Source organism: Gallibacterium faecale, assembly GCF_027920745.1.
Taxonomy (GTDB): Bacteria; Pseudomonadota; Gammaproteobacteria; order Enterobacterales; family Pasteurellaceae; genus Gallibacterium; species Gallibacterium faecale.
In genome coordinates this window covers 1-20,662 of the sequence record NZ_JAQIBB010000047.1, presented here as the reverse complement: position 1 = coordinate 20,662, position 20,662 = coordinate 1, and the positions used below count along the sequence as shown (strand labels likewise).

At 37.5% G+C, this 20,662-nt stretch carries 17 protein-coding genes; 8 read left to right on the top strand and 9 right to left on the bottom strand.

What is annotated here, in order from left to right; all coding sequences use genetic code 11:
• The first annotated feature begins 95 nt into the window (after positions 1–95).
• From upp to hda, 3 genes are all read left to right on the top strand, one after another.
• Complete coding sequence (gene upp, locus PF272_RS04300) at positions 96–722, top strand: uracil phosphoribosyltransferase (RefSeq protein WP_065234896.1); 627 nt, start codon at positions 96–98, stop codon at positions 720–722.
• Positions 723–774: 52 nt separating this feature from the next.
• Positions 775–2,013: a nucleobase:cation symporter-2 family protein gene (locus PF272_RS04295; protein WP_271141749.1), complete on the top strand. Its 1,239-nt coding sequence runs from the start codon at positions 775–777 to the stop codon at positions 2,011–2,013.
• A 97-nt stretch (positions 2,014–2,110) separates the two neighbouring features.
• A complete protein-coding gene (gene hda, locus PF272_RS04290) occupies positions 2,111–2,806 on the top strand; it encodes a DnaA inactivator Hda (protein ID WP_271141748.1) in 696 nt (231 codons plus the stop codon).
• Positions 2,807–2,810: 4 nt separating this feature from the next.
• Here hda and PF272_RS04285 read toward each other — a convergent pair whose 3' ends face one another.
• Positions 2,811–3,125, bottom strand: a complete 315-nt coding sequence (locus PF272_RS04285; RefSeq protein WP_271141747.1) for a DUF5377 family protein — start codon at positions 3,123–3,125, stop codon at positions 2,811–2,813.
• Positions 3,126–3,238: 113 nt separating this feature from the next.
• On the opposite strand from PF272_RS04285, the gene PF272_RS04280 reads away from it, so the two are divergent.
• Positions 3,239–4,306, top strand: coding sequence for an AI-2E family transporter (locus tag PF272_RS04280; RefSeq protein ID WP_271141746.1), 1,068 nt, complete (start codon positions 3,239–3,241; stop codon positions 4,304–4,306).
• On the opposite strand, the gene mreD is transcribed toward PF272_RS04280, so the two are convergent.
• From mreD to PF272_RS04245, 7 genes are all read right to left on the bottom strand, one after another.
• Positions 4,303–4,791, bottom strand: coding sequence for a rod shape-determining protein MreD (gene mreD / locus PF272_RS04275; protein ID WP_065234891.1), 489 nt, complete (start codon positions 4,789–4,791; stop codon positions 4,303–4,305). The two genes, PF272_RS04280 and mreD, sit on opposite strands and share 4 nt — an antisense overlap.
• A gap of 2 nt (positions 4,792–4,793) precedes the next feature.
• Positions 4,794–5,780 carry a rod shape-determining protein MreC gene (gene mreC / locus PF272_RS04270; RefSeq protein ID WP_271141745.1) on the bottom strand — a complete coding sequence of 329 codons (987 nt, stop codon included), beginning with the start codon at positions 5,778–5,780 and terminating at the stop codon, positions 4,794–4,796.
• A gap of 67 nt (positions 5,781–5,847) precedes the next feature.
• Positions 5,848–6,900, bottom strand: coding sequence for a rod shape-determining protein (locus tag PF272_RS04265; protein ID WP_271141764.1), 1,053 nt, complete (start codon positions 6,898–6,900; stop codon positions 5,848–5,850).
• A gap of 436 nt (positions 6,901–7,336) precedes the next feature.
• Positions 7,337–10,426 carry an efflux RND transporter permease subunit gene (locus PF272_RS04260; protein ID WP_271141744.1) on the bottom strand — a complete coding sequence of 1,030 codons (3,090 nt, stop codon included), beginning with the start codon at positions 10,424–10,426 and terminating at the stop codon, positions 7,337–7,339.
• Positions 10,427–10,446: 20 nt separating this feature from the next.
• Positions 10,447–11,637, bottom strand: coding sequence for an efflux RND transporter periplasmic adaptor subunit (locus PF272_RS04255; protein ID WP_271141743.1), 1,191 nt, complete (start codon positions 11,635–11,637; stop codon positions 10,447–10,449).
• A 30-nt stretch (positions 11,638–11,667) separates the two neighbouring features.
• Entirely contained in the window at positions 11,668–12,243 is a 576-nt protein-coding gene (locus PF272_RS04250) for a TetR/AcrR family transcriptional regulator (protein ID WP_271141742.1), read from the bottom strand.
• Positions 12,244–12,452: 209 nt separating this feature from the next.
• A complete protein-coding gene (locus PF272_RS04245; protein ID WP_271141741.1) occupies positions 12,453–13,742 on the bottom strand; it encodes a citrate synthase in 1,290 nt (429 codons plus the stop codon).
• A 363-nt stretch (positions 13,743–14,105) separates the two neighbouring features.
• Between PF272_RS04245 and sucA the strand changes: the two genes are divergently transcribed.
• From sucA to sucD, 4 genes are all read left to right on the top strand, one after another.
• Positions 14,106–16,904, top strand: a complete 2,799-nt coding sequence (sucA, locus tag PF272_RS04240; RefSeq protein ID WP_271141740.1) for a 2-oxoglutarate dehydrogenase E1 component — start codon at positions 14,106–14,108, stop codon at positions 16,902–16,904.
• A 30-nt stretch (positions 16,905–16,934) separates the two neighbouring features.
• Positions 16,935–18,137: a 2-oxoglutarate dehydrogenase complex dihydrolipoyllysine-residue succinyltransferase gene (gene odhB / locus PF272_RS04235; protein ID WP_271141739.1), complete on the top strand. Its 1,203-nt coding sequence runs from the start codon at positions 16,935–16,937 to the stop codon at positions 18,135–18,137.
• A gap of 73 nt (positions 18,138–18,210) precedes the next feature.
• Positions 18,211–19,377 carry an ADP-forming succinate--CoA ligase subunit beta gene (gene sucC, locus PF272_RS04230; RefSeq protein WP_065233790.1) on the top strand — a complete coding sequence of 389 codons (1,167 nt, stop codon included), beginning with the start codon at positions 18,211–18,213 and terminating at the stop codon, positions 19,375–19,377.
• On the top strand, positions 19,377–20,246 hold the full coding sequence (gene sucD / locus PF272_RS04225) for a succinate--CoA ligase subunit alpha (RefSeq protein ID WP_065233791.1): 870 nt from the start codon (positions 19,377–19,379) through the stop codon (positions 20,244–20,246). Before sucC ends, sucD begins: the two co-directional genes overlap by 1 nt.
• A gap of 115 nt (positions 20,247–20,361) precedes the next feature.
• Here sucD and PF272_RS04220 read toward each other — a convergent pair.
• Positions 20,362–20,662: YadA C-terminal domain-containing protein (locus PF272_RS04220; RefSeq protein ID WP_271141738.1), on the bottom strand; the 301-nt coding region annotated here is incomplete at its 5' end.

The window sequence follows — 20,662 nt, the reverse complement described above, 5'->3', positions numbered from 1 at the left end:
ATTAGGTTATCAACAGATTTTTGGTGGAGAGGCTAGCTATTTAATGGTGGGTAGTTTAAAATCACCCGATTTTTTTAAATTTAGAGGACAACAAAATGAAAATCGTTGAAGTAAAACATCCGCTTGTAAAACATAAACTTGGTTTAATGAGAGCGGCTGATGTAAGTACGAAACATTTCCGTGAATTGGCGACTGAAGTAGGTAGTCTATTAACTTATGAAGCAACGGCTGATCTTGAAACTGAAGTGGTAACGATTGAAGGTTGGTGTGGACCAGTTCAAGTAGAACGTATTAAAGGTAAAAAAGTCACTGTTGTGCCAATTTTGCGTGCTGGTTTAGGGATGATGGAAGGTGTATTAGAACATATTCCAAGCGCAAGAATCAGTGTAGTTGGGATGTACCGTAATGAAGAAACGTTAGAACCTGTTCCTTATTTCCAAAAACTTGCACCAGATATGGAAGAACGTTTAGCGATTATTGTTGATCCGATGTTAGCAACAGGTGGTTCAATGATTGCTACAATCGATCTCCTGAAAAAAGCACAATGTCCAAGAATTAAAGTATTAGTATTAGTTGCTGCACCAGAAGGGATTAAAGCATTGCAGAATGCACATCCTGATGTAGAACTTTATACTGCATCAATTGATGATCACTTAAATGAAAATGGTTATATCATTCCAGGATTAGGTGATGCAGGAGATAAGATATTTGGTACTAAATAAGGATCAAATATCTTTTTTTAGTTAATTTATCCAGAGAGGTGAAACTAATTTTATGAGTTCAGAAGCTCAACCAATCGTTGTAGAAAGCAAAGTTAAGCAAGCATTTGTTGGCTTACAAATGTTATTTGTGGCATTTGGGGCATTAGTGCTAGTGCCATTAATAACAGGGTTAGATAGTAATACGGCATTATTGACAGCGGGGGTAGGAACATTGTTGTTCCAGTTGTGTACTAAACGTCAAGTGCCGATTTTTCTTGCCTCTTCTTTTGCGTTTATTGCACCAATTCAATATGGTATTGCAACTTGGGGATTACCGATTACGATGGGGGGTCTTGTCTGTGCAGGCCTAGTTTATGTAGCATTAAGTGCATTAGTCAAAATTAAAGGTGTTGAGGCTTTACAACGAGTATTTCCACCGATTGTTGTTGGCCCAGTGATCATTATTATTGGGATGGGATTAGCCCCAGTCGCTGTTGATATGGCGTTAGGAAAAAATAGTAATTATAGCTATGATCAAGCGATTATCGTATCAATGATTACATTATTAACGACATTAGGTGTAGCAGTATTTGCAAAAGGAATTATGAAATTAATTCCAATTATGTTTGGTATTGCGGCAGGGTATATTGTTTGTGCCTTTATGGGATTAATTAATCTACAACCTGTTTATGATGTACCTTGGTTTAGCTTACCGACAATTACAACCCCAGAGTTTAAACTCGAAGCTATCCTATATTTATTACCTATTGCGATAGCACCAGCAGTAGAACACGTTGGTGGTATTATGGCGATCAGCTCGGTAACTGGGAAAGACTTTTTACAGAAACCAGGGTTACATCGTACATTATTAGGGGATGGAATTGCGACTTCTGTTGCCTCTTTTTTAGGTGGCCCACCAAATACTACTTATGCAGAAGTAACAGGAGCTGTGATGCTTACTCGTAATTTTAATCCAACAATTATGACTTGGGCTGCTGTATGGGCGATTGCTATTTCGTTCTGTGGTAAGGTTGGGGCATTCCTTTCAACGATTCCAACCATTGTTATGGGCGGTATTATGATGTTGGTATTTGGTTCTATTGCTGTAGTAGGAATGAGTACCCTAATCCGTGGCAAAGTAGATGTAACGGAATCACGTAATCTCTGCATTATTTCTGTGGTAATGACATTTGGAATTGGTGGTATGTTTGTGAATTTTGGCGAAGTTTCTTTGAAAGGAATTAGCCTTTGTGCCATCGTTGCAATTTTATTGAATTTGGTGTTACCAAAAGAACAAAAAGCAGAAAAATAATTGAATTAACCCGAAAACATCAGCTTGAAAACTTGCTCAAGCTGATGTTTTTCTTTATTCTTATAACCACTTTTTTCTTTGCTCATTAGGTAGTTTTTTGCAGCATCAATATACTTTACCCATTCATGAATTTGACCCTGAGACCTTTGATAATTTTGATGCAGAGAATAATCAGGTGTTATGTAATTCGCTGTTTGATAATTTTAGCAAGTTGCAGCAACCATTTTTCTATTTATGGGGAACAAAAAGTAGCGGTAAAACGCATATTCTAAAAGCCGCAAATAATCTATTCTTGCAGCAAGAAAGAGCCTCTATCTATATTCCACTGACAAAAACAAATTATTTCTCACCAGAAATTTTAGAATCCTTAGAAGAGTTAGATCTCGTCTGTTTAGATGATCTTGATGCGATTGCTGGGAATGATGAATGGGAAGTGGCAATTTTTGACCTGTTTAATCGAATTAAAGAGCGTGGTCAAACATTATTGTTGATGAGTGCTAATGAACCAGCTCAACAATTAGCGATTAACTTACCTGATTTACGTTCTCGTCTAACTTGGGGGGAAACCTATCAATTAGCGGAATTAGCGGACGAGAAAAAAGCATTTGTGTTGCAGCAAGCAGCGCGTAAAAGAGGATTAGAATTGCCCGATGAAGTCGCTAAATTTTTATTAAGTCGCTTAGATCGTGATTTAACCTATCTGTTTTCAATTTTGGATAAATTAGATAAAGCCTCTTTGCAAGCGCAACGCAAATTAACCATTCCGTTTGTCAAAGAGCAGCTTCATCTCTAATTCATCACTTTTCAGCGATTTGGCTATGTAATTGACCAATTTTAACGCCGAGTAAGCCAAGTGATACAGCGTCTAAAAATTCTCCTAACAATTTAAATAAGGTTTCTAAATCAGTAAATTCTTGGGTGAATTCAACACGCTCTTCTACTTTACGCTTAAATTGGTAATGGAAAGTTTGTTGGTTATAAATGGCATCTAATTGGATAGAAATGGTTTTAAATAAATGGTTTATTGCGCCTTCTTCACCAGGATCACTTTGACGAATGACCCAACTTTTTTGATAAAGTGGATAGAGTTGATGTTCAGTTGTGTTGCTCATTATTTATTTCCTTGATATAGCTAGTGAAAAGGTGCACATAGTATAGATTTATTCTTTATTCAAGTAAATAACTTGCTTATAATCTAAAAGCGTTTTTGGCAAGGAGTTTTAGTATGCTATCTGTGTTTAAAGAGTGGTATAAACGGCGTTTTAGTGATCCACAAGCTGTTGGTTTATTTAGTTTAATTTTAATTGTTTGTGTTGTTTTTTATTTTTTTAGTGATCTATTTACGCCATTATTAATTGCGATTGTCCTTGCTTATCTACTAGAACTTCCCATTCAATATTTATCAGAACGTTTTAAATTTCCACATTTATTATCCTTAATTATTGTGTTAGGGGGATTTATTGCGGCAGTCTTTTTTATTTTGTTAGTGATGATTCCAACTTTGTGGAATCAAACCATTAACTTGTTAAAAGATCTCCCAACGATGAGTAATCGGCTACATGAATGGGTGTTATCATTACCAGAAAATTATCCAGAATATGTCGATTATGCAATGATTGACACGATTTTTAATAGTGTGCGCGAAAAAATCCTAGGGGTAGGGGAGTCCGCATTACGTTATTCACTGGTTTCAATTGTAAGTGTTGTTACGATTGGTATTTATGCTTTTTTAGTTCCATTAATGGTCTTTTTCTTAATTAAAGATAAAGAGTATTTGATTGCTGGTGTGACACGTTTTTTACCGCAAAATCGTCAGCTAGTAAATCAAGTTTGGGCTGAAATGAAGCAACAAATTGCAAATTATATTCGAGGTAAAGTTGCAGAAATCATCGTGATGACGGTGGTCAGCTATATTACTTTCCTCTTATTCGGGCTTAATTATTCGCTCTTGCTTGCAGTAGCGATTGGGTTATCAGTATTAGTGCCTTATGTGGGGGCGGTATTGGTGACCATTCCATTAGCCTTAGTTGCCTTGTTCCAATTTGGTTGGTCAGCAACGTTTGGTTATCTTATGTTGGTTTACACGATCACACAGCTTTTAGATGGTAATTTATTAGTGCCATTACTCTTTTCTGAAGCTGTGAATTTACACCCACTAGTTATTATTGTTTCTGTTATCTTTTTTGGTGGATTATGGGGATTTTGGGGGGTATTTTTTGCAATACCATTAGCAACATTGGTGAAGGCGATTATTACTGCATTGCCGCCACTCAATGTCACTAATGCAGATTAACGTAACGAAAGTTTACGGCGTAGGCCTCGTAGGATTAAAAACAACCAAGGCCATAAGATACCGCTTAATATAGCGCCAGCAAACTCCTGAGAGTTAAAGGTGGCGCTATGTAAGAAAAGTTCTAACAAAAAGATAGCAATACGAATAAGAAAAACACAAAGAATCACTAATAGGCTTTGTTGCCATAAAGAGAGATTGCGTAAAATCATAGAATTTACTGCTATCAAATAAGCAAAAATAGAAAGAATGAGTGTATGAATACCAAGGATTGAACCAAGCACCAAATCCCATACTAAACCGGTTAAAAAAGCCACACCAATATTAATACGTCCCGGAATAGCCATTACCCAGTAAAGTAAGACTAATACCAACCATGCAGGGCGATAGCCTGAGAAATCAGCAGGCCAAGGCATAATTTCAAATACTAAAGCAATTACAAAAGTAACTGCGAGCATTAGCCATTGAAATAGAACATTTGCTCTCATAACTATTCTTCTTCAACCTTTTCTTTTGTTGGTAATGTTTTTTCTAATTTATCTGCTGGTAAATCATTATTTTCTTCTGCTGGAGGTACAGCTTGTTGTGAAGATAAACGCTGTTTCACGACTTCTTTAATTTGCGCTGGTGAATTACTATTTAAACGTTTCATATCTTCATTAGTTGGCCAAAGTAATAGTAAATAGCGAAGGCGTTCGAGTGAAGCCAACGGTTTTGCAATTACTGTAGCAAAATAGTTATTTCCTTCTCGTGAAACAGATTCCACAATAGCAACTGGGTAGCCTTCAGGAAAACGGCGGCCTAGACCTGATGTAACTAACAGATCGCCTTTTTCAATATCGGCAGAACGAGAAACATTATCTAAGACTAATTCATTAGGACGGCCTGTTCCACTAGCAATCACGCGGATATCTGAGCGTAATACTTGCAATGGAATAGAATGAGTGACATCAGAAATTAATAAAACCCGACTGGTGTTATGACCTACGGAGATAATTTGTCCAACAACGCCTTTTTCATCAATTACTGGCTGCCCAACATAAGCACCGTCTTTTTCGCCTTGATTAATAACGACTTGTTGGCGATAAGGATCTGTTTCTGCAGTTAAAACTTCTGCAATTTTTTTGAATTCATCATGGCGTAAGGGTGAATTGAGTAACAGACGTAAGCGCTGATTTTCAACTTTAAGTTGATCCAAAAGTAATAGATCAGCATTTTTTTCTAATAATTGATCCTTAAGGACTTTATTTTCAATTTGTAAGGTACTGGTATCGACCAAATTATCAGAAACACCATCTAGCACAGAACGAGGTGTATTCGCCAAATAATAAATCCAACTCACAGTGGTTTCTAATACACTACGAATTTGTAATAAATTACGTGTTTGACCATCGGAAAACATTAAGATTACCGATAAGATAACAGCAAAAATAAGCCTAACACCGAGAGATGGAGATTTTGTAAAAATTGGTTTCATACCATGCAAACTTACAAAATAAAGCAGCTTGATTGACAAGCTGCTTTAGTAGGTCTAATTGTTAAAATTATTCGTCACTAAAAATATCGCCGCCAAGCATATCAATCATTTCTAATGCTTCACCACCACCACGCGCAACACAAGTCAATGGATCATCGGCAACGATAACCGGTACACCTGATTCTCTAGAAAGTAAGATATCAATATTTTTCATTAATGAACCGCCACCAGTTAATACCATACCGCGTTCAAAAATATCGGCAGCAAGCTCTGGTGGGCATTGTTCAAGTGCAGTACGTACTGCACGTACAATGCCATCTAATGGTTGTTGAATTGCTTCAAGAACATCACGGGTATTTAAAGTAAATGTTCTTGGTGCACCTTCAGCAAGGTTATGACCATGGACTTCCATTTCTGAGATTTCATCACCTTCTTGGATATAAGCGCTAGCTAATTCTTTTTTGATTCTTTCTGCGGTAGTTTCACCAATAGATGAACCAAAAGTACGGCGTACATAAGCAATAATTGCTTCATCAAAGCGGTCACCACCGATACGAACGGAAGAGGAATAAACCACACCGTTTAATGAGATAACCGCCACTTCAGTCGTACCACCACCAATATCAATTACCATAGAACCAGTTGCTTCAGAAACAGGTAATTTAGCACCGATTGCTGCTGCCATTGGTTCTTCGATTAAATGTACTTCACGCGCACCAGCACCGTAAGCAGATTCTTTGATTGCACGGCGTTCTACTTGAGTTGCACCTGCTGGGACACACACTAACACACGAGGACTTGGACGCATAAAATTGTTGCGATGAACTTGTTTGATGAAATATTGCAACATTTTTTCAGTAACAAAGAAGTCGGCAATTACCCCATCTTTCATAGGACGAATCGCACTAATACTTTTTGGAGTTCTACCTAACATTAATTTTGCTTCACGACCAACAGCAGCAATACTTTTTAGTGAGCCAACACGATCTTGGCGGATAGCAACTACTGAAGGCTCATCAAGGACGATGCCTTGACCTTTAACATAAATAAGAGTATTTGCTGTTCCTAAATCAATAGAAAGGTCATTAGAAAATAAACCACGAATTTTTTTAAACATAATCTTCCGCTTAATTGAGTAATAAATGGGTTGTTTTACAGTGAAAAAATTGGGTGTAAATGTATCAAAAAATCGCTCTTTTTGATAGGGCAGAACGGGATTTTTTTTGCAAAAAAATAAATATCAAACCAGAGAAAATCCTATATCGGTAAGTAATCAGATTGCAGATAAACCTAAATTTAGTTATGCATCTCAAAAAGTGTGCGAGGGCGTACTTTCTTTTGCTTCGTTTTCTTTGTACGAGCAATGACAAAAAGCGACCGCTTTTTGAACGTTGCTTGCAACGGCCCGTTAGGGTGAGCAAGCTTGCTTGCGAATAAAATGAAGTCGCCTTTTAGGGCGAAACCTAAATGTTAATTAGAACAAAGATATCAAATAGACTTTGTTATTAAACTGGAATAAAGGGAGAAAGTTTCTCCCTTTATTAAGATTAAGGAACTTAGTGAGTAGTTGATTGTTCAGCGTTTTCTTCAAATACCGGTAACGGTTTGTGCTGACTTGCAACTAAGGTATAAATCACTGGTAACACAAATAATGTAAACAGTGTACCAATAGCAAGACCAGATACAATCACAATACCAATACTAAAGCGTGATACAGCACCTGCACCGCTTGCATAGAGTAATGGAATCAAACCTGCAATCATAGCAGCGGTAGTCATTAAAATTGGACGTAACCGTACTTTTGCCGCATAGCTAATCGCTTCAATACGATTTTTACCAAAATTAAGCTGCTGTTCTTTAGCTACTTCACACATCAAAATACCATGTTTAGTAATCAAACCGACTAAGGTTATCAAACCAACTTCTGAATAGATATTAAGTGTGCTTCCAGCTACGCCTAAGAAAGAAAGTAAATTTAACGTTAATAATGCACCACTAATCGCCAATGGAACCGAGATCATAATAACGAGTGGATCTCGCATTGATTCAAATTGGATCGAAAGTACTAAAAAAATAATCAATACAGCTAACACAAAGGTAACAGCGAGAGCATTTCCTTCTTGTACAAATTGACGAGCCTCACCTTTAAAGTCATAGTTATAATTTGTAGGTAATAGAGAAGCACCTTCATTTTGGAACCATTCTACTGCATCCCCCACAGAACTTGTTGGCATAGGAATTGCACTAATTACCGCAGAACTTAATTGGTTAAAGCGACTAAGTGAAAGCGGCTCAGTATTCACTTCCATTTTAATTAAATTGCCTAAAGGTACTGAATCACCATTTGCAGCAGTAACAAAGTAATTATTTAAATCTTCTGGATTTAAACGATCTGCACGAGGCACTTCAGAAATCACTTTATAAGAACGTCCATCAATCCCAACGCGGGTAATAGTCCCACCTGCAAGATAACTACCTAGTAGAGAGCTAATTTGTTGCATACTAATGCCATAAGTACCGGCTTTTTCTTTGTCGATAGTAATGTGCATTTGCGGTGTATCAAATTTTAAATCAAGACTGTTATAAATGAACTTACCTGATTTTCTTGCTGCTTGTAATACATTATCTGCAATTAAAGCGAGTTTATGGATATCATCCGCAGAAGTAATTACAAAACTCACCGGTGGTCCTTGTTCACCAGTTTCAATTTCTGGGAATGAGAAACCATTTACACTAATCTCTGGGATCGCTTTTGCACGTTGGTTAATTTCATTCGCAATCTCAGTTTGGCTGCGATCACGATTACTCCAATTTACTAAGCTTGCAATCGCGATCGAACGATTTGAACTCAGCACCCCAGAAATTACCATTGAGAACTCAACTTCAGGAATATCAGATAGAATCTTTTCATACTGTTTCATTGAAGTTTGCACATAATCTAAATTGGCATTAGAAGGTGCGGTTCCCATTGCTAAAATTGCACCTTTATCTTCTGTTGGCGTTAATTCACTCGAAAGGTTACTCATTAACACCGGTAAACTTGCAAAAATTAATACTGCAAAAAAGATCACTAACTTACGACTATTTAGCATTAAAGCTAACATACGTTGATAGAGATCTGTTACTCGAGTTAAAGTTCTTTCAACACGTTCTTCTAATGCGGTTGGGTTGGTATGTGCTTTTAAAATATTACCGCACATCATTGGTGATAATGTTAAAGCGATAATTCCAGAAATAAAAACGGCACCAGCAAGGGTTAATGCAAACTCTTTAAATAGCGTTCCTGTAATTCCGCCCATTAATGCCATTGGTGAATATACAGCACATAGTGCGATTGTCATCGAAATAACTGGGGTAGCGATTTCACGTGTTCCGATAATGGCAGCTCGGAATGGTGTTTCGCCCTCTTTGATATGGCGGTCAACGTTTTCCAAAACCACAATCGCATCATCCACCACCAGCCCGATTGCGAGAATCAAGGCTAACAACGTCATCAGGTTAATAGAGAAGTCAAACAGTTGTAATAACATAATTACCCCAATCAAGGAGATTGGAATAGTAACAACTGGAATGATCATCGCCCGTAATGATCCTAAGAACATTGTAATAACCACTAATACGATCACTGTCGCTTCTAAAATGGTTTGTACCACTTCATGAATTGAGTCATTGATAGCAATAGTTTTATCGTAGAGAACACGAGTGTCGATACTGTTTGGCAAACTTTTCTTAATTGAGTCATACAATGGATAAATATTTTTTACCACTGTTAGCGGGTTAGCATCAGAGGCTGGTTCAATACTTAATACAACAGCATTTTCACCATTTGCTGCAGCACGTGCATCATCGCTTTCTTTGTCTAAATCAACTTTAGCAACATCACCCAATTTAACAGCATTGCCATCTTTAGCAAACAATACAAGATTACGTAGTTCATCAGCTGATTTAGTGGTGGTTTCTACTTTGTTTTTATAAGTGACATAATAACTGTTCGCACTTCCTGCAGCAGTTTGTACGTTATTTTTCGACAAAGCACCCATTACATCAGTGGATGAAAGCCCTAAAGCAGCCATTTTTTCAGGTTGTAGCCAAATACGTAATGCGTAAGAAGCACCACCAAATACTTCTACTTTAGCCACACCTGAAACCGTAAAGAATTGCGGTTTAACGACCCGTTGAATATAGTCAGTTACTTGGCTAGAGTTGAGCTCTTTAGAGGTAAAACCAATATACATAATCCCTGAACCACCCGTAGAAGAGGTGATAGTCGGGTCTTCAATATCAGATGGAAGTTGAGAACGTACAGAGTTCACTTTTGCTAATACATCAGCTAAAGCACCATTTGGATCAGCGTTCAATTTCATTTTCACGGTAATACGTGAAGAACCTTGAGCACTTGATGATGACATATAGTCGATATTATCCGCTTGAGCTACCGCTTCTTCAATTTTTGAGGTAACAAAAGCTTCAACCAATTCCGAATCGGCGCCCGGATAAGTGGTTGTAATATTAATCACAGTAGTGACTAATTTTGGATATTCCCGTACAGATAATTTCGAAATTGCCTGTAAACCGAGAATAACGATTAACAAGCTAATCGAAATTGCCAACACTGGACGTTTTATAAACAAATCAGTAAATTTCATCTTTTTCCTTCATTTAATGCTTAAAGATTACTTTTATTTTCTGGTTCAGTTGCCCCAATAATTGGTTTATCAACAACTTTTACATAACTACCGCCAGAAACATTTTGTAAGCCACCAGTGATGATAAAGGTTCCAGCTTTAAGAGCCTCATTTTGAGCAAGTTGTGCATATACACTACGACGATCTTTAGTTTGCACAGTAATTTGTTGTGCTTTATACACATTATCTAAAGGTTGATCCCCCAATTTTGCTTTGTCTTCATCAGTTAAAGGAACAAGGATATAAGCTGTTTCGCCATACATATTGTAGCTAATTGCAACTTGTGGAACGACAATTTGATTAGATTCAGTTTTACGTTCAACACGGATATGTACGAACATTCCTGAAAGGAGTTTGCTATTTCCTTCAAACGTTGCTTCAACTTCAACTAAACCGGTTGATTTATTAATTGCCGGTTCAATCGCAGTGACTTCAGCATTAAAGGTTTCATCAGGATAGACATCTGTGGTGGCTTTTACTTGTTGTTGTAGATGTAATTGGCTGAGTTGATCTTGAGAAATTCCAAAATTCACTTTCATTTTACTACGATCTTCCACACGTACGATTTCAGTACCTGCAGTAACGTATTCACCAACATTGACTTTCACGATCCCAGCTTCACCATCAAATGGTGCAATAATTTGACGACGCGCAATAGTTGCTTTGAGAGCATTAATCGTAGCAACTAAATTTTCATATTCTGCTTTAGCATTGTCTAACTCTGTTTTCGATACACTATTTGTTTTTGCCAAAGAGAGATAACGTTGGTATGTTAATTTTGCTGCAGGAAGTTTAGCTTCTGAAGCAACAAGATTTGCTTTTTCAACAGAATTATCTAATTCAACTAAGACCTGACCTTTTTTCACTTTTTGACCAGATTGAATATTGACACTTTGAATGGTACCTGTTGATTGTGCACTCAACATTGCGCCTTGATTAGGACGAATGAGGGCAGTACTGTTTAATACTGGAATCCAATCCTGAGGTTCAATTTTCACAGCGGTCACAGGGGTGATATTTGGCGGCATATTTGCCAAGAATTCATTAGTTTTTACTTTTTTAAGAATATTTAAACCAATGACAACGGCAAAGATTAAGATAACAATTAATAAAACGACTTTGACTATAAAGCGCTTTGAACGACTAGGCTTGGTAGCCTGAATTTCAGTCATTTAAGTTTCTCCGTATAAAATAATAAATTATTAGGCAAGTGGTAAAATCGCATTCCAGCTATGTTGAATCACTTTTTCTAACATCTCAGGATCCGTTTTGATATGTAAATGCAGATCCTGCTCAACCATCTTAAAAGCACTTTCCAAGCTTAAACTGAATAAGACTTCTTTTGGTAGGTTGGCTAATTGACCAGATTGTTGGCCTTGGCGTACAAATTTAAACCAAGCGTCTTCTTCTGGGTTATGACACTCTCTTGTCATTTCATAAAAATCAGGTAACGCTTTGTATTGATTGACGTTCAGAATAATTTGAGGGTTGTTATGGAGAAAATGCCAAATATTCCACCACATCTGACGATATTGTTCAAAGAGAGGCATATCAGGATTTACTCCGCGATCAATACATTCTTGTACTTGCTGAAAAATATTGAATGCTAAGCGACGCAATAATTCTTCTTTACTTTTGAAATAGATGTAGATTGTACCGGCAGCAATTCCAGCTTCTTTTGCAATTTTTTGCATAGAAAGTTGGTGAATACCATATTGAGCAATTAATTTTTCAGTAGAATGAAAAATTTGCTGAAGCATTTCATTTTCTGCTGTCATCTGCTTTATTTTCTCCTCCTATTGGCTGTGAATGAACGTTCGTTCATTTTATTTTTTTTGTGATCAAAGTCAAGGTTTTATTCGAGGAAAACAGCTTGTCAATTCAGGTATGCAAGTAGATAGAAGCAATAAAAAATAGTGTAAATAGAATAAAAAAATCCCACACTTTTATTGCTAAAAGTGTGGGTAAACGTCAAGGTAGGAGGAAGTTAAATTTTATCCATTGGTTCAAAATCACGTTGAGGTTCGCCAGTATAAATTTGACGAGGACGAACAATTTTGAAGTTGCCTTGATTATACATTTCTTTCCAGTGAGCAATCCAACCTACGGTACGGCCTAAAGCAAACATTACAGTAAACATTGAAGTTGGGATACCGATTGCTTTTAAGATAATACCTGAATAGAAGTCCACATTTGGATAGAGATTTTTCTCAATGAAGTATGGGTCATTTAATGCAATACGCTCTAATTCCATTGCCACATCGAATAATGGATTATCAATCTTCAACTCTTGTAATACTTCGTGACAAGTTTGACGCATTACTTTGGCACGTGGGTCATAGTTTTTATATACACGGTGACCGAATCCCATGAGACGGAATGGATCATTTTTATCTTTAGCACGTGCAATAAATTCAGGGATACGATCCACAGTACCAATTTCTTCTAACATATTGATACAAGCTTCATTTGCACCACCATGAGCTGGTCCCCAAAGTGAAGCAATCCCTGCAGCGATACAAGCGAATGGGTTGGCACCAGAAGAAGCCGCAGTACGCACAGTTGAAGTAGAAGCATTTTGTTCATGGTCAGCATGAAGAATAAAGATACGATCCATCGCTCTTTCTAATACAGGATTAACGACATAAGGTTCGCATGGTGTTGCAAACATCATATATAAGAAGTTACCTGCATAAGAGAGGTGGTTTTGTGGGAACATAAATGGCTGACCGATAGAGTATTTGTAACACATCGCCGCCAGGGTTGGCATTTTAGCCAATAAACGAATTGCGGTTAATTCTCTGTGTCTTACATCACGTACATCAGTAGAGTCATGATAGAACGCTGCTAAAGCACCACTAACACCACACATTACTGCCATTGGGTGAGAGTCACGACGGAAACCGTGGAAGAAACGGCTAAGTTGTTCATGAACGAGAGTATGTTTTTTAACTAATTGAGTGAATTCTTTATGTTGTTCTGGAGTAGGGCGTTCGCCGAAAAGGAGTAAATAAGCAACTTCTAAATAATCTGCATTTTCTGCAAGTTGGTCAATTGGATAACCGCGGTGTAATAAAATTCCTTGATCGCCATCGATATAAGTAATAGATGATTTGCAAGTGGCGGTAGACATTAGTCCTGGGTCAAAAGTGAAAAGTTTTTGTGAGGTTAATGACTGCACATCAACTGCATCATAGCCTAGTGTTGCTCTATGTACTGGTAGGTCATATTCACGTCCATCACTAAGCGTTAACTTTGCAGTAAGTTCTTCTGACATATAATTCCTCCTTCTATTGTCATTCTTAGAAATAAGTCAGTATGATATTGTTAGTTCATTTACATATATGTTAATAACTTGTTATGCAATATATCACCATTGCTCTGATACTGCCCTCTGTTTTTTTTTAAAATTAGAGGTAGATCAAAAAATTTTTAAGGATTGTTTGTTTTGTTTTTGTTAAAAATGTAACAAATGTCACAGAAAATAATTTTTTTATGGTTGATAATAAGCATACTCCAATTTAGAGTGAATCTTCTAGCTATTTTATAAGGTTAATATTAAATTTAATTATTGCTCTTATAACTTAGCAAAAAAAAGTTGTAGCGCAACTGTTGTAAGTAAAAAATGAAGGACTTATCAATGCAATCTAACAATACAATGAAGGAGTGGTTAGCCTCAACCGCATTTGGAGGCGCCAACCAATCTTATATTGAAGATCTTTATGAATCTTATTTAACCGACCCAAATAGTGTTTCCTCCGAATGGCAATCAATTTTCCAACAATGGAAAGCAGAAAATGATCAACCTCATACTCCAATAAAAGATTATTTCCGCCGTTTAGCTAGCGAAGGCCGTCGTAATCAACAAACCGTGATTGATCCTGAAGCAGGTGCGAAACAAGTTCGTTTATTACAATGGATTAATGCTTACCGTTTCCGTGGACATTTAAATGCAGATTTGGACCCATTAAAAATGTGGAATCGTCCAGAAATTGATGAACTAGATTTTCATTATCATGGTTTCTCGGATGAAGAGTTAGATGAACGCTTTAATATTGGTCATTATGTGTATCAACGAGAAAGCATGACGCTACGTGAAATTAATAAAGCATTAAAAGAAACCTATTGTGGCCATATCGGCTTAGAGTTTATGCACATTACGGATATTGAAATCCGTCGTTGGTTACAAGAAAAAATTGAAAGTGTATTAAATAAACCATTATTTACTAAAGAAGAACAATTAACTTTCTTAAAAGAATTAACTGCCGCAGATGGTTTAGAACGTTATTTAGGTGCGAAATTTCCAGGTGCAAAACGCTTCTCGTTAGAAGGAAGTGATGCCTTTATTCCATTGATGAAAGAGATTATTCGCCATGCAAGTAAGCAAGGTGTAAAAGATGTTGTTATGGGAATGGCACACCGTGGTCGTTTAAATATGTTAGTGAATGTGCTTGGTAAAAAGCCAAGTGAGCTATTTGATGAATTTGCAGGTAAGCACGCTACCAATAGAACAGGGGACGTAAAATATCACCAAGGTTTCTCATCAAATTTTGTGACTGATGAAGGATATGTTCATTTAGCATTAGCTTTTAACCCATCTCACTTAGAAATTGTCAGCCCAGTAGTGATTGGTTCAGTACGTGCAAGACAGAATCGTGGTCATGATATGGAGCGTAAAAGTGTATTAGCAGTGACTGTGCATGGTGACTCAGCAGTCGCAGGTCAAGGTATTGTGCAAGAAACTTTAAATATGTCAGCGACTCGCGGTTATACAGTAGGAGGCACAATTCGTATTGTCATCAATAACCAAATTGGCTTTACCACTTCTAATCCGCACGATACTCGTTCAACAGAATACTGCACAGATATTGCAAAGATGATTCAAGCACCAATTATTCATGTTAATGGTGATGATCCTGAAGCAGTTGCATTTGCAGGACGTATTGCAGTTGAATATCGTACAAAATTTAAACGTGATATTTTTATTGATTTAATTTCTTATCGCCGCCATGGTCATAATGAAGCAGATGAACCTTCAGCAACTCAACCATTGATGTATAAGAAAATTAAAGGTCATCCAACCCCACGTAAAGTGTACGCTGATTTCTTAGTTGAACAAAAAGTCATTACTGAGGAAGAAGCGAATGTGTTTGTTAATGATTATCGTGATGCCTTAGATAAAGGGGAGTGTGTCGTACCAGAGTATATTCCAATTGATATGAATAAGATCGACTGGTTGCCATACTTAAATCATAGCTGGACATCTCCTTATGAAAGCAAATTCCCAGAAGAACGGTTTAAAGCCTTAGCACATAAAATTAGTGAATATCCAGAAGATCACCCGCTACAAAGCCGCGTAGCAAAAATTTATACCGATCGTCAAGCAATGGCACGTGGTGAAAAACCATTTGACTGGGGAATGGCTGAATCTATGGCGTATGCAACCCTATTAGATGAAGGAAATCATATCCGCTTATCAGGTGAAGACGCTGGACGCGGTACTTTCTTCCACCGTCATGCGGTATTGCATAACCAAGAAAATGGTACGACTTATACTCCATTACAACATCTACATGATCAACAGGGGGAATTTGAAGTATGGGATTCTGTGCTTTCAGAAGAGTCTGTATTAGCGTTTGAGTACGGTTTTGCGACAACAACCCCAAGAACATTAACACTATGGGAAGCTCAATTTGGTGATTTCGCTAACGTTGCTCAAGTGGTAATTGATCAATTCATCAGTTCAGGTGAGCAAAAATGGGGAAGAATGTGTGGTTTGGTTATGTTGTTGCCACATGGTTATGAAGGTCAAGGTCCAGAACATTCATCCGCTCGTCTAGAACGTTATTTACAACTTTGTGCAGAAGATAATATTCAAGTGTGTGTCCCTTCAACACCAGCACAGGTTTATCATATGTTAAGACGCCAGCTATTGCGTAAAGTCCGTCGTCCGTTAATTGTGATTACACCAAAATCTTTATTGCGTCATCCGCTTGCGGTTTCTGAAATGAGTGAGCTATATAACGGCGAATTTAAGAATGCAATTGGTGAAATTGATAATTTAGATCCAAAACAAGTGAAACGTGTTGTGTTGTGTTCAGGTAAGGTTTATTACGATTTATTAGAAGAAAGACGTAAACGTGAAATTACGGATATTGCGTTAATTCGTATTGAACAACTTTATCCTTATCCACACGCAGAAATGAAAGAAATTTTATCTGATTATCAACATGTAAATGATTTTGTATGGTGTCAAGAAGAACCACAAAATCAAGGAGCTTGGTATTGTAGTCAACATAATTTCTATGCTTCTTTACCTGAAGGAGCGAAGTTGCGTTATGCAGGACGTCCAGCATCTGCATCGCCAGCGGTTGGTTATATGTCATTACATATCAAACAACAAAAAGCGTTGATTGATGATGCGTTAACTATTGAATAAACAGAATCTAACTAAGTAGAGGATATATAAATGAGTAATGTTGAAATTGTTGTTCCTGATTTGCCTGAATCCGTTGCAGATGCAACTGTAGCAACTTGGCATAAAAAAGCAGGTGATTTTGTTAAACGTGATGAAGTGCTTGTTGAAATTGAAACCGATAAAGTTGTGTTAGAAGTTCCTGCGAGTATTGATGGTGTCTTAGACAGTATTGTTGAAGAAGAAGGCGCAACAGTTGTTAGTAAACAATTATTGGGTAAACTTCGTGAAGTGAAAGAAGGCGAAGAAACAAAAACGAGTGTAAGTAAAACTGAGCCAACACCAGCAGATCGTCAACATGCGGCGATTGAACCAGAAAGTTCAAATGATGCATTAAGCCCAGCAGTTCGTCGCCTATTAGCAGAAAAAGAGCTCGATCCAAGTAAAATTAAAGGATCGGGTGTTGGCGGTCGTTTAACGCGTGAAGATGTTGAGGCTTATGCTGCTTCTAATAGCTCAGCACCGGCCGCAGCAGAAGTGGTGCCAGTATTAACTGCACGCAGTGAGAAACGTGTACCAATGACACGTTTACGTAAACGTATCGCAGAACGCTTATTAGAAGCAAAAAATAGTACAGCAATGCTTACTACGTTCAATGAATTGGATATGACACCAATCAAAAAATTACGTAAACAATATGGTGAGCAATTCGAGAAAAAACATGGTGTACGTTTAGGTTTTATGTCTTTCTATGTGAAAGCGGTTGTTGAAGCATTAAAACGTTACCCAGAAATCAATGCGTCTTTAGATGGCGATGATATTGTATATCACAATTACTTTGATATTAGTATTGCCGTTTCGACACCACGCGGTTTAGTTACTCCAGTATTACGCGATTGTGACCAACTCAGTATGGCTGAAATTGAAAAACAAATTAAAGTGTTAGCTGAAAAAGGTCGTGACGGAAAATTAACTGTTGAAGACTTAACGGGTGGAAATTTCACCATTACTAATGGCGGTGTCTTCGGTTCATTGATGTCAACACCAATCATTAACCCACCACAAAGTGCAATTTTAGGTATGCATGCCATCAAAGATCGTCCAGTCGCTGTTAATGGCCAAGTGGAAATTCGTCCGATGATGTATCTTGCGTTGTCATACGATCACCGTTTAGTTGATGGTAGAGAGTCAGTTGGTTTCCTAGTCACAATTAAAGAGTTATTAGAAGATCCAACACGTATTTTATTAGAAATTTAATCTCACTAATCATCACATTTTACTTAATACCTGCCATAGGGTTATGGCAGGTACGCAATCAATAGGAGAAAGCATGAATTTACATGAATATCAAAGTAAGCAAATTTTTGCTGAATACAAATTACCTGTGAGTAAAGGGATCGCTTGCCAAAACCTAGAAGAAGGTTTACAAGCAATGAAAACATTAGGCGGCAATGAATGGGTGGTAAAATGTCAAGTTCATGCTGGTGGACGTGGTAAAGCTGGTGGGGTAAAACTCGTTCGTTCAGAGCAAGAAGTCGCAGAATTTTTTGATCGCTGGTTAGGCAAACGTTTGGTCACTTTCCAAACAGATGCAAATGGTCAGCCAGTAAATACAATTTATGTTGAACAGTCATCAAATATCAAAAAAGAACTCTATGTTGGTATGGTAATTGATCGTTCATCACAATCAGTCGTATTTATGGCATCAACCGAAGGTGGCGTAAATATTGAAGAAGTTGCGGCAAAAACACCGCATTTATTACATAAAGTTTATGTTGATGCATTGATTGGTGGTATGCCTTACCAAGGTCGTGAGTTGGCATTTAAATTAGGGTTAAATCCAGAGCAAACTAAACAATTTACCCAAATGTTCTGCCAATTAACCAAACTCTTTATTGAAAAAGACGCAGCATTATTAGAAATCAACCCATTAGTGATTTTAGATAATGATAAGTTGCATTGTTTAGATGCGAAAGTTGTCATTGATGGTAATGCACTTTATCGTCATCCAGATTTACTCGCAATGCGTGATTTAAGCCAAGAAGATCCACGTGAAGCAGAGGCTGAAGAGTCACAACTTAACTATGTTGCACTTGATGGCAATATTGGTTGTATGGTGAATGGTGCAGGCTTAGCTATGGGAACTATGGATATTGTTAAATTACATGGTGGTAATCCAGCAAACTTCCTTGATGTTGGTGGCGGTGCAACCAAAGAACGCGTTGCGACGGCATTCAAAATTATCCTTTCAGATAAGAATGTAAAAGCTGTATTAGTAAATATCTTTGGGGGTATTGTACGCTGTGATCTTATTGCGAACGGTATTATTGATGCAGTAAAAGAAGTGGGTATTAATGTACCAGTTGTCGTGAGATTAGAAGGGAATAATGCGGAATTAGGTCGTGAAATTCTAGCAAATAGTGGACTTACAATTATGGCTGCTAACTCATTAACAGAAGCGGCGAAATTAGTGGTTAAAGCTGCGGAGGAAAAATAATGTCTATTTTAATTGATAAAAATACTAAAGTAATTTGTCAGGGCTTCACTGGCGGCCAAGGAACCTTCCATTCAGAACAAGCTTTAGCTTATGGTACACAACTTGTTGGTGGCGTATCGCCAAATAAAGGCGGCACAACGCATTTAGGTTTACCAGTATTCAATACTGTGCGTGAAGCGGTAGAAGCCACAGGTGCAACAGCTTCTGTAATTTATGTACCAGCACCAGGTTGTAAAGATGCTATTTTAGAAGCGATTGATGCTGGTATTCAATTAGTTGTTTGTATTACCGAAGGTATTCCAACAGTGGATATGTTAGTAGTAAAACAAAAATTGAATCAAACTGGTGTACGAATGATTGGACCTAACTGCCCAGGCGTGATTACTCCGGGTGAATGTAAAATTGGAATTATGCCAGCACATATCCATAAAAAAGGTAGTATTGGTATTGTTTCTCGTTCAGGTACTTTGACTTATGAAGCTGTAAAACAAACTACGGATGAAGGTTATGGTCAATCTACCTGTGTTGGTATCGGTGGTGACCCAATTCCAGGTTCAAGCTTTATTGATATCTTAAAATTATTTGAAGCTGATCCTGAAACTAAAGCAATTGTGATGATCGGTGAAATTGGTGGTTCTGCTGAAGAAGAAGCGGCTGCCTATATTAAACAACACGTGACTAAACCAGTTGTGTCTTATATTGCAGGTGTAACTGCGCCAAAAGGCAAACGTATGGGACACGCGGGTGCAATTATCAGTGGTGGTAAAGGTACAGCTGATGAAAAATATGCCGCACTTGAAGCTGCTGGTGTGAAGACCGTACGTAGCTTGGCTGATATCGGTAAGGCATTACGTGAGTTATTAGGTTAATTTGAATAACTATTCTTAAAATAAAAACCGCCTGTTGGGCGGTTTTTTGTTATCGTTTTTCAGTATTAAAGGCAAAAAAACAAAAAATTTTCTGCATATTTTTGAGAGTTAGAAATTAAAACAAAAAGCCAGCACCAAGTCCAACTGAAGTATTACCTGTAGTGTTATGGCCAGCATTAAGTTTAAGAATAATTTTCCCATTGTCAGAAACCCGAGAAACGCCAATTGCCACTGCTTGTTGTGCACGGTGTGTTCCAGCACCAACTGCAACCATACTCTTACCTGGAATATAAGATTGCGGTAAGCTGGACATTGCTGCAGCTGTTGCTGCCACGCCATCTAAATCATTTTCCAAACGATTGATTCTACGGTCAAAATTACCATTCATTGTACGTAGTTGCTCCACTGTAGCTGCA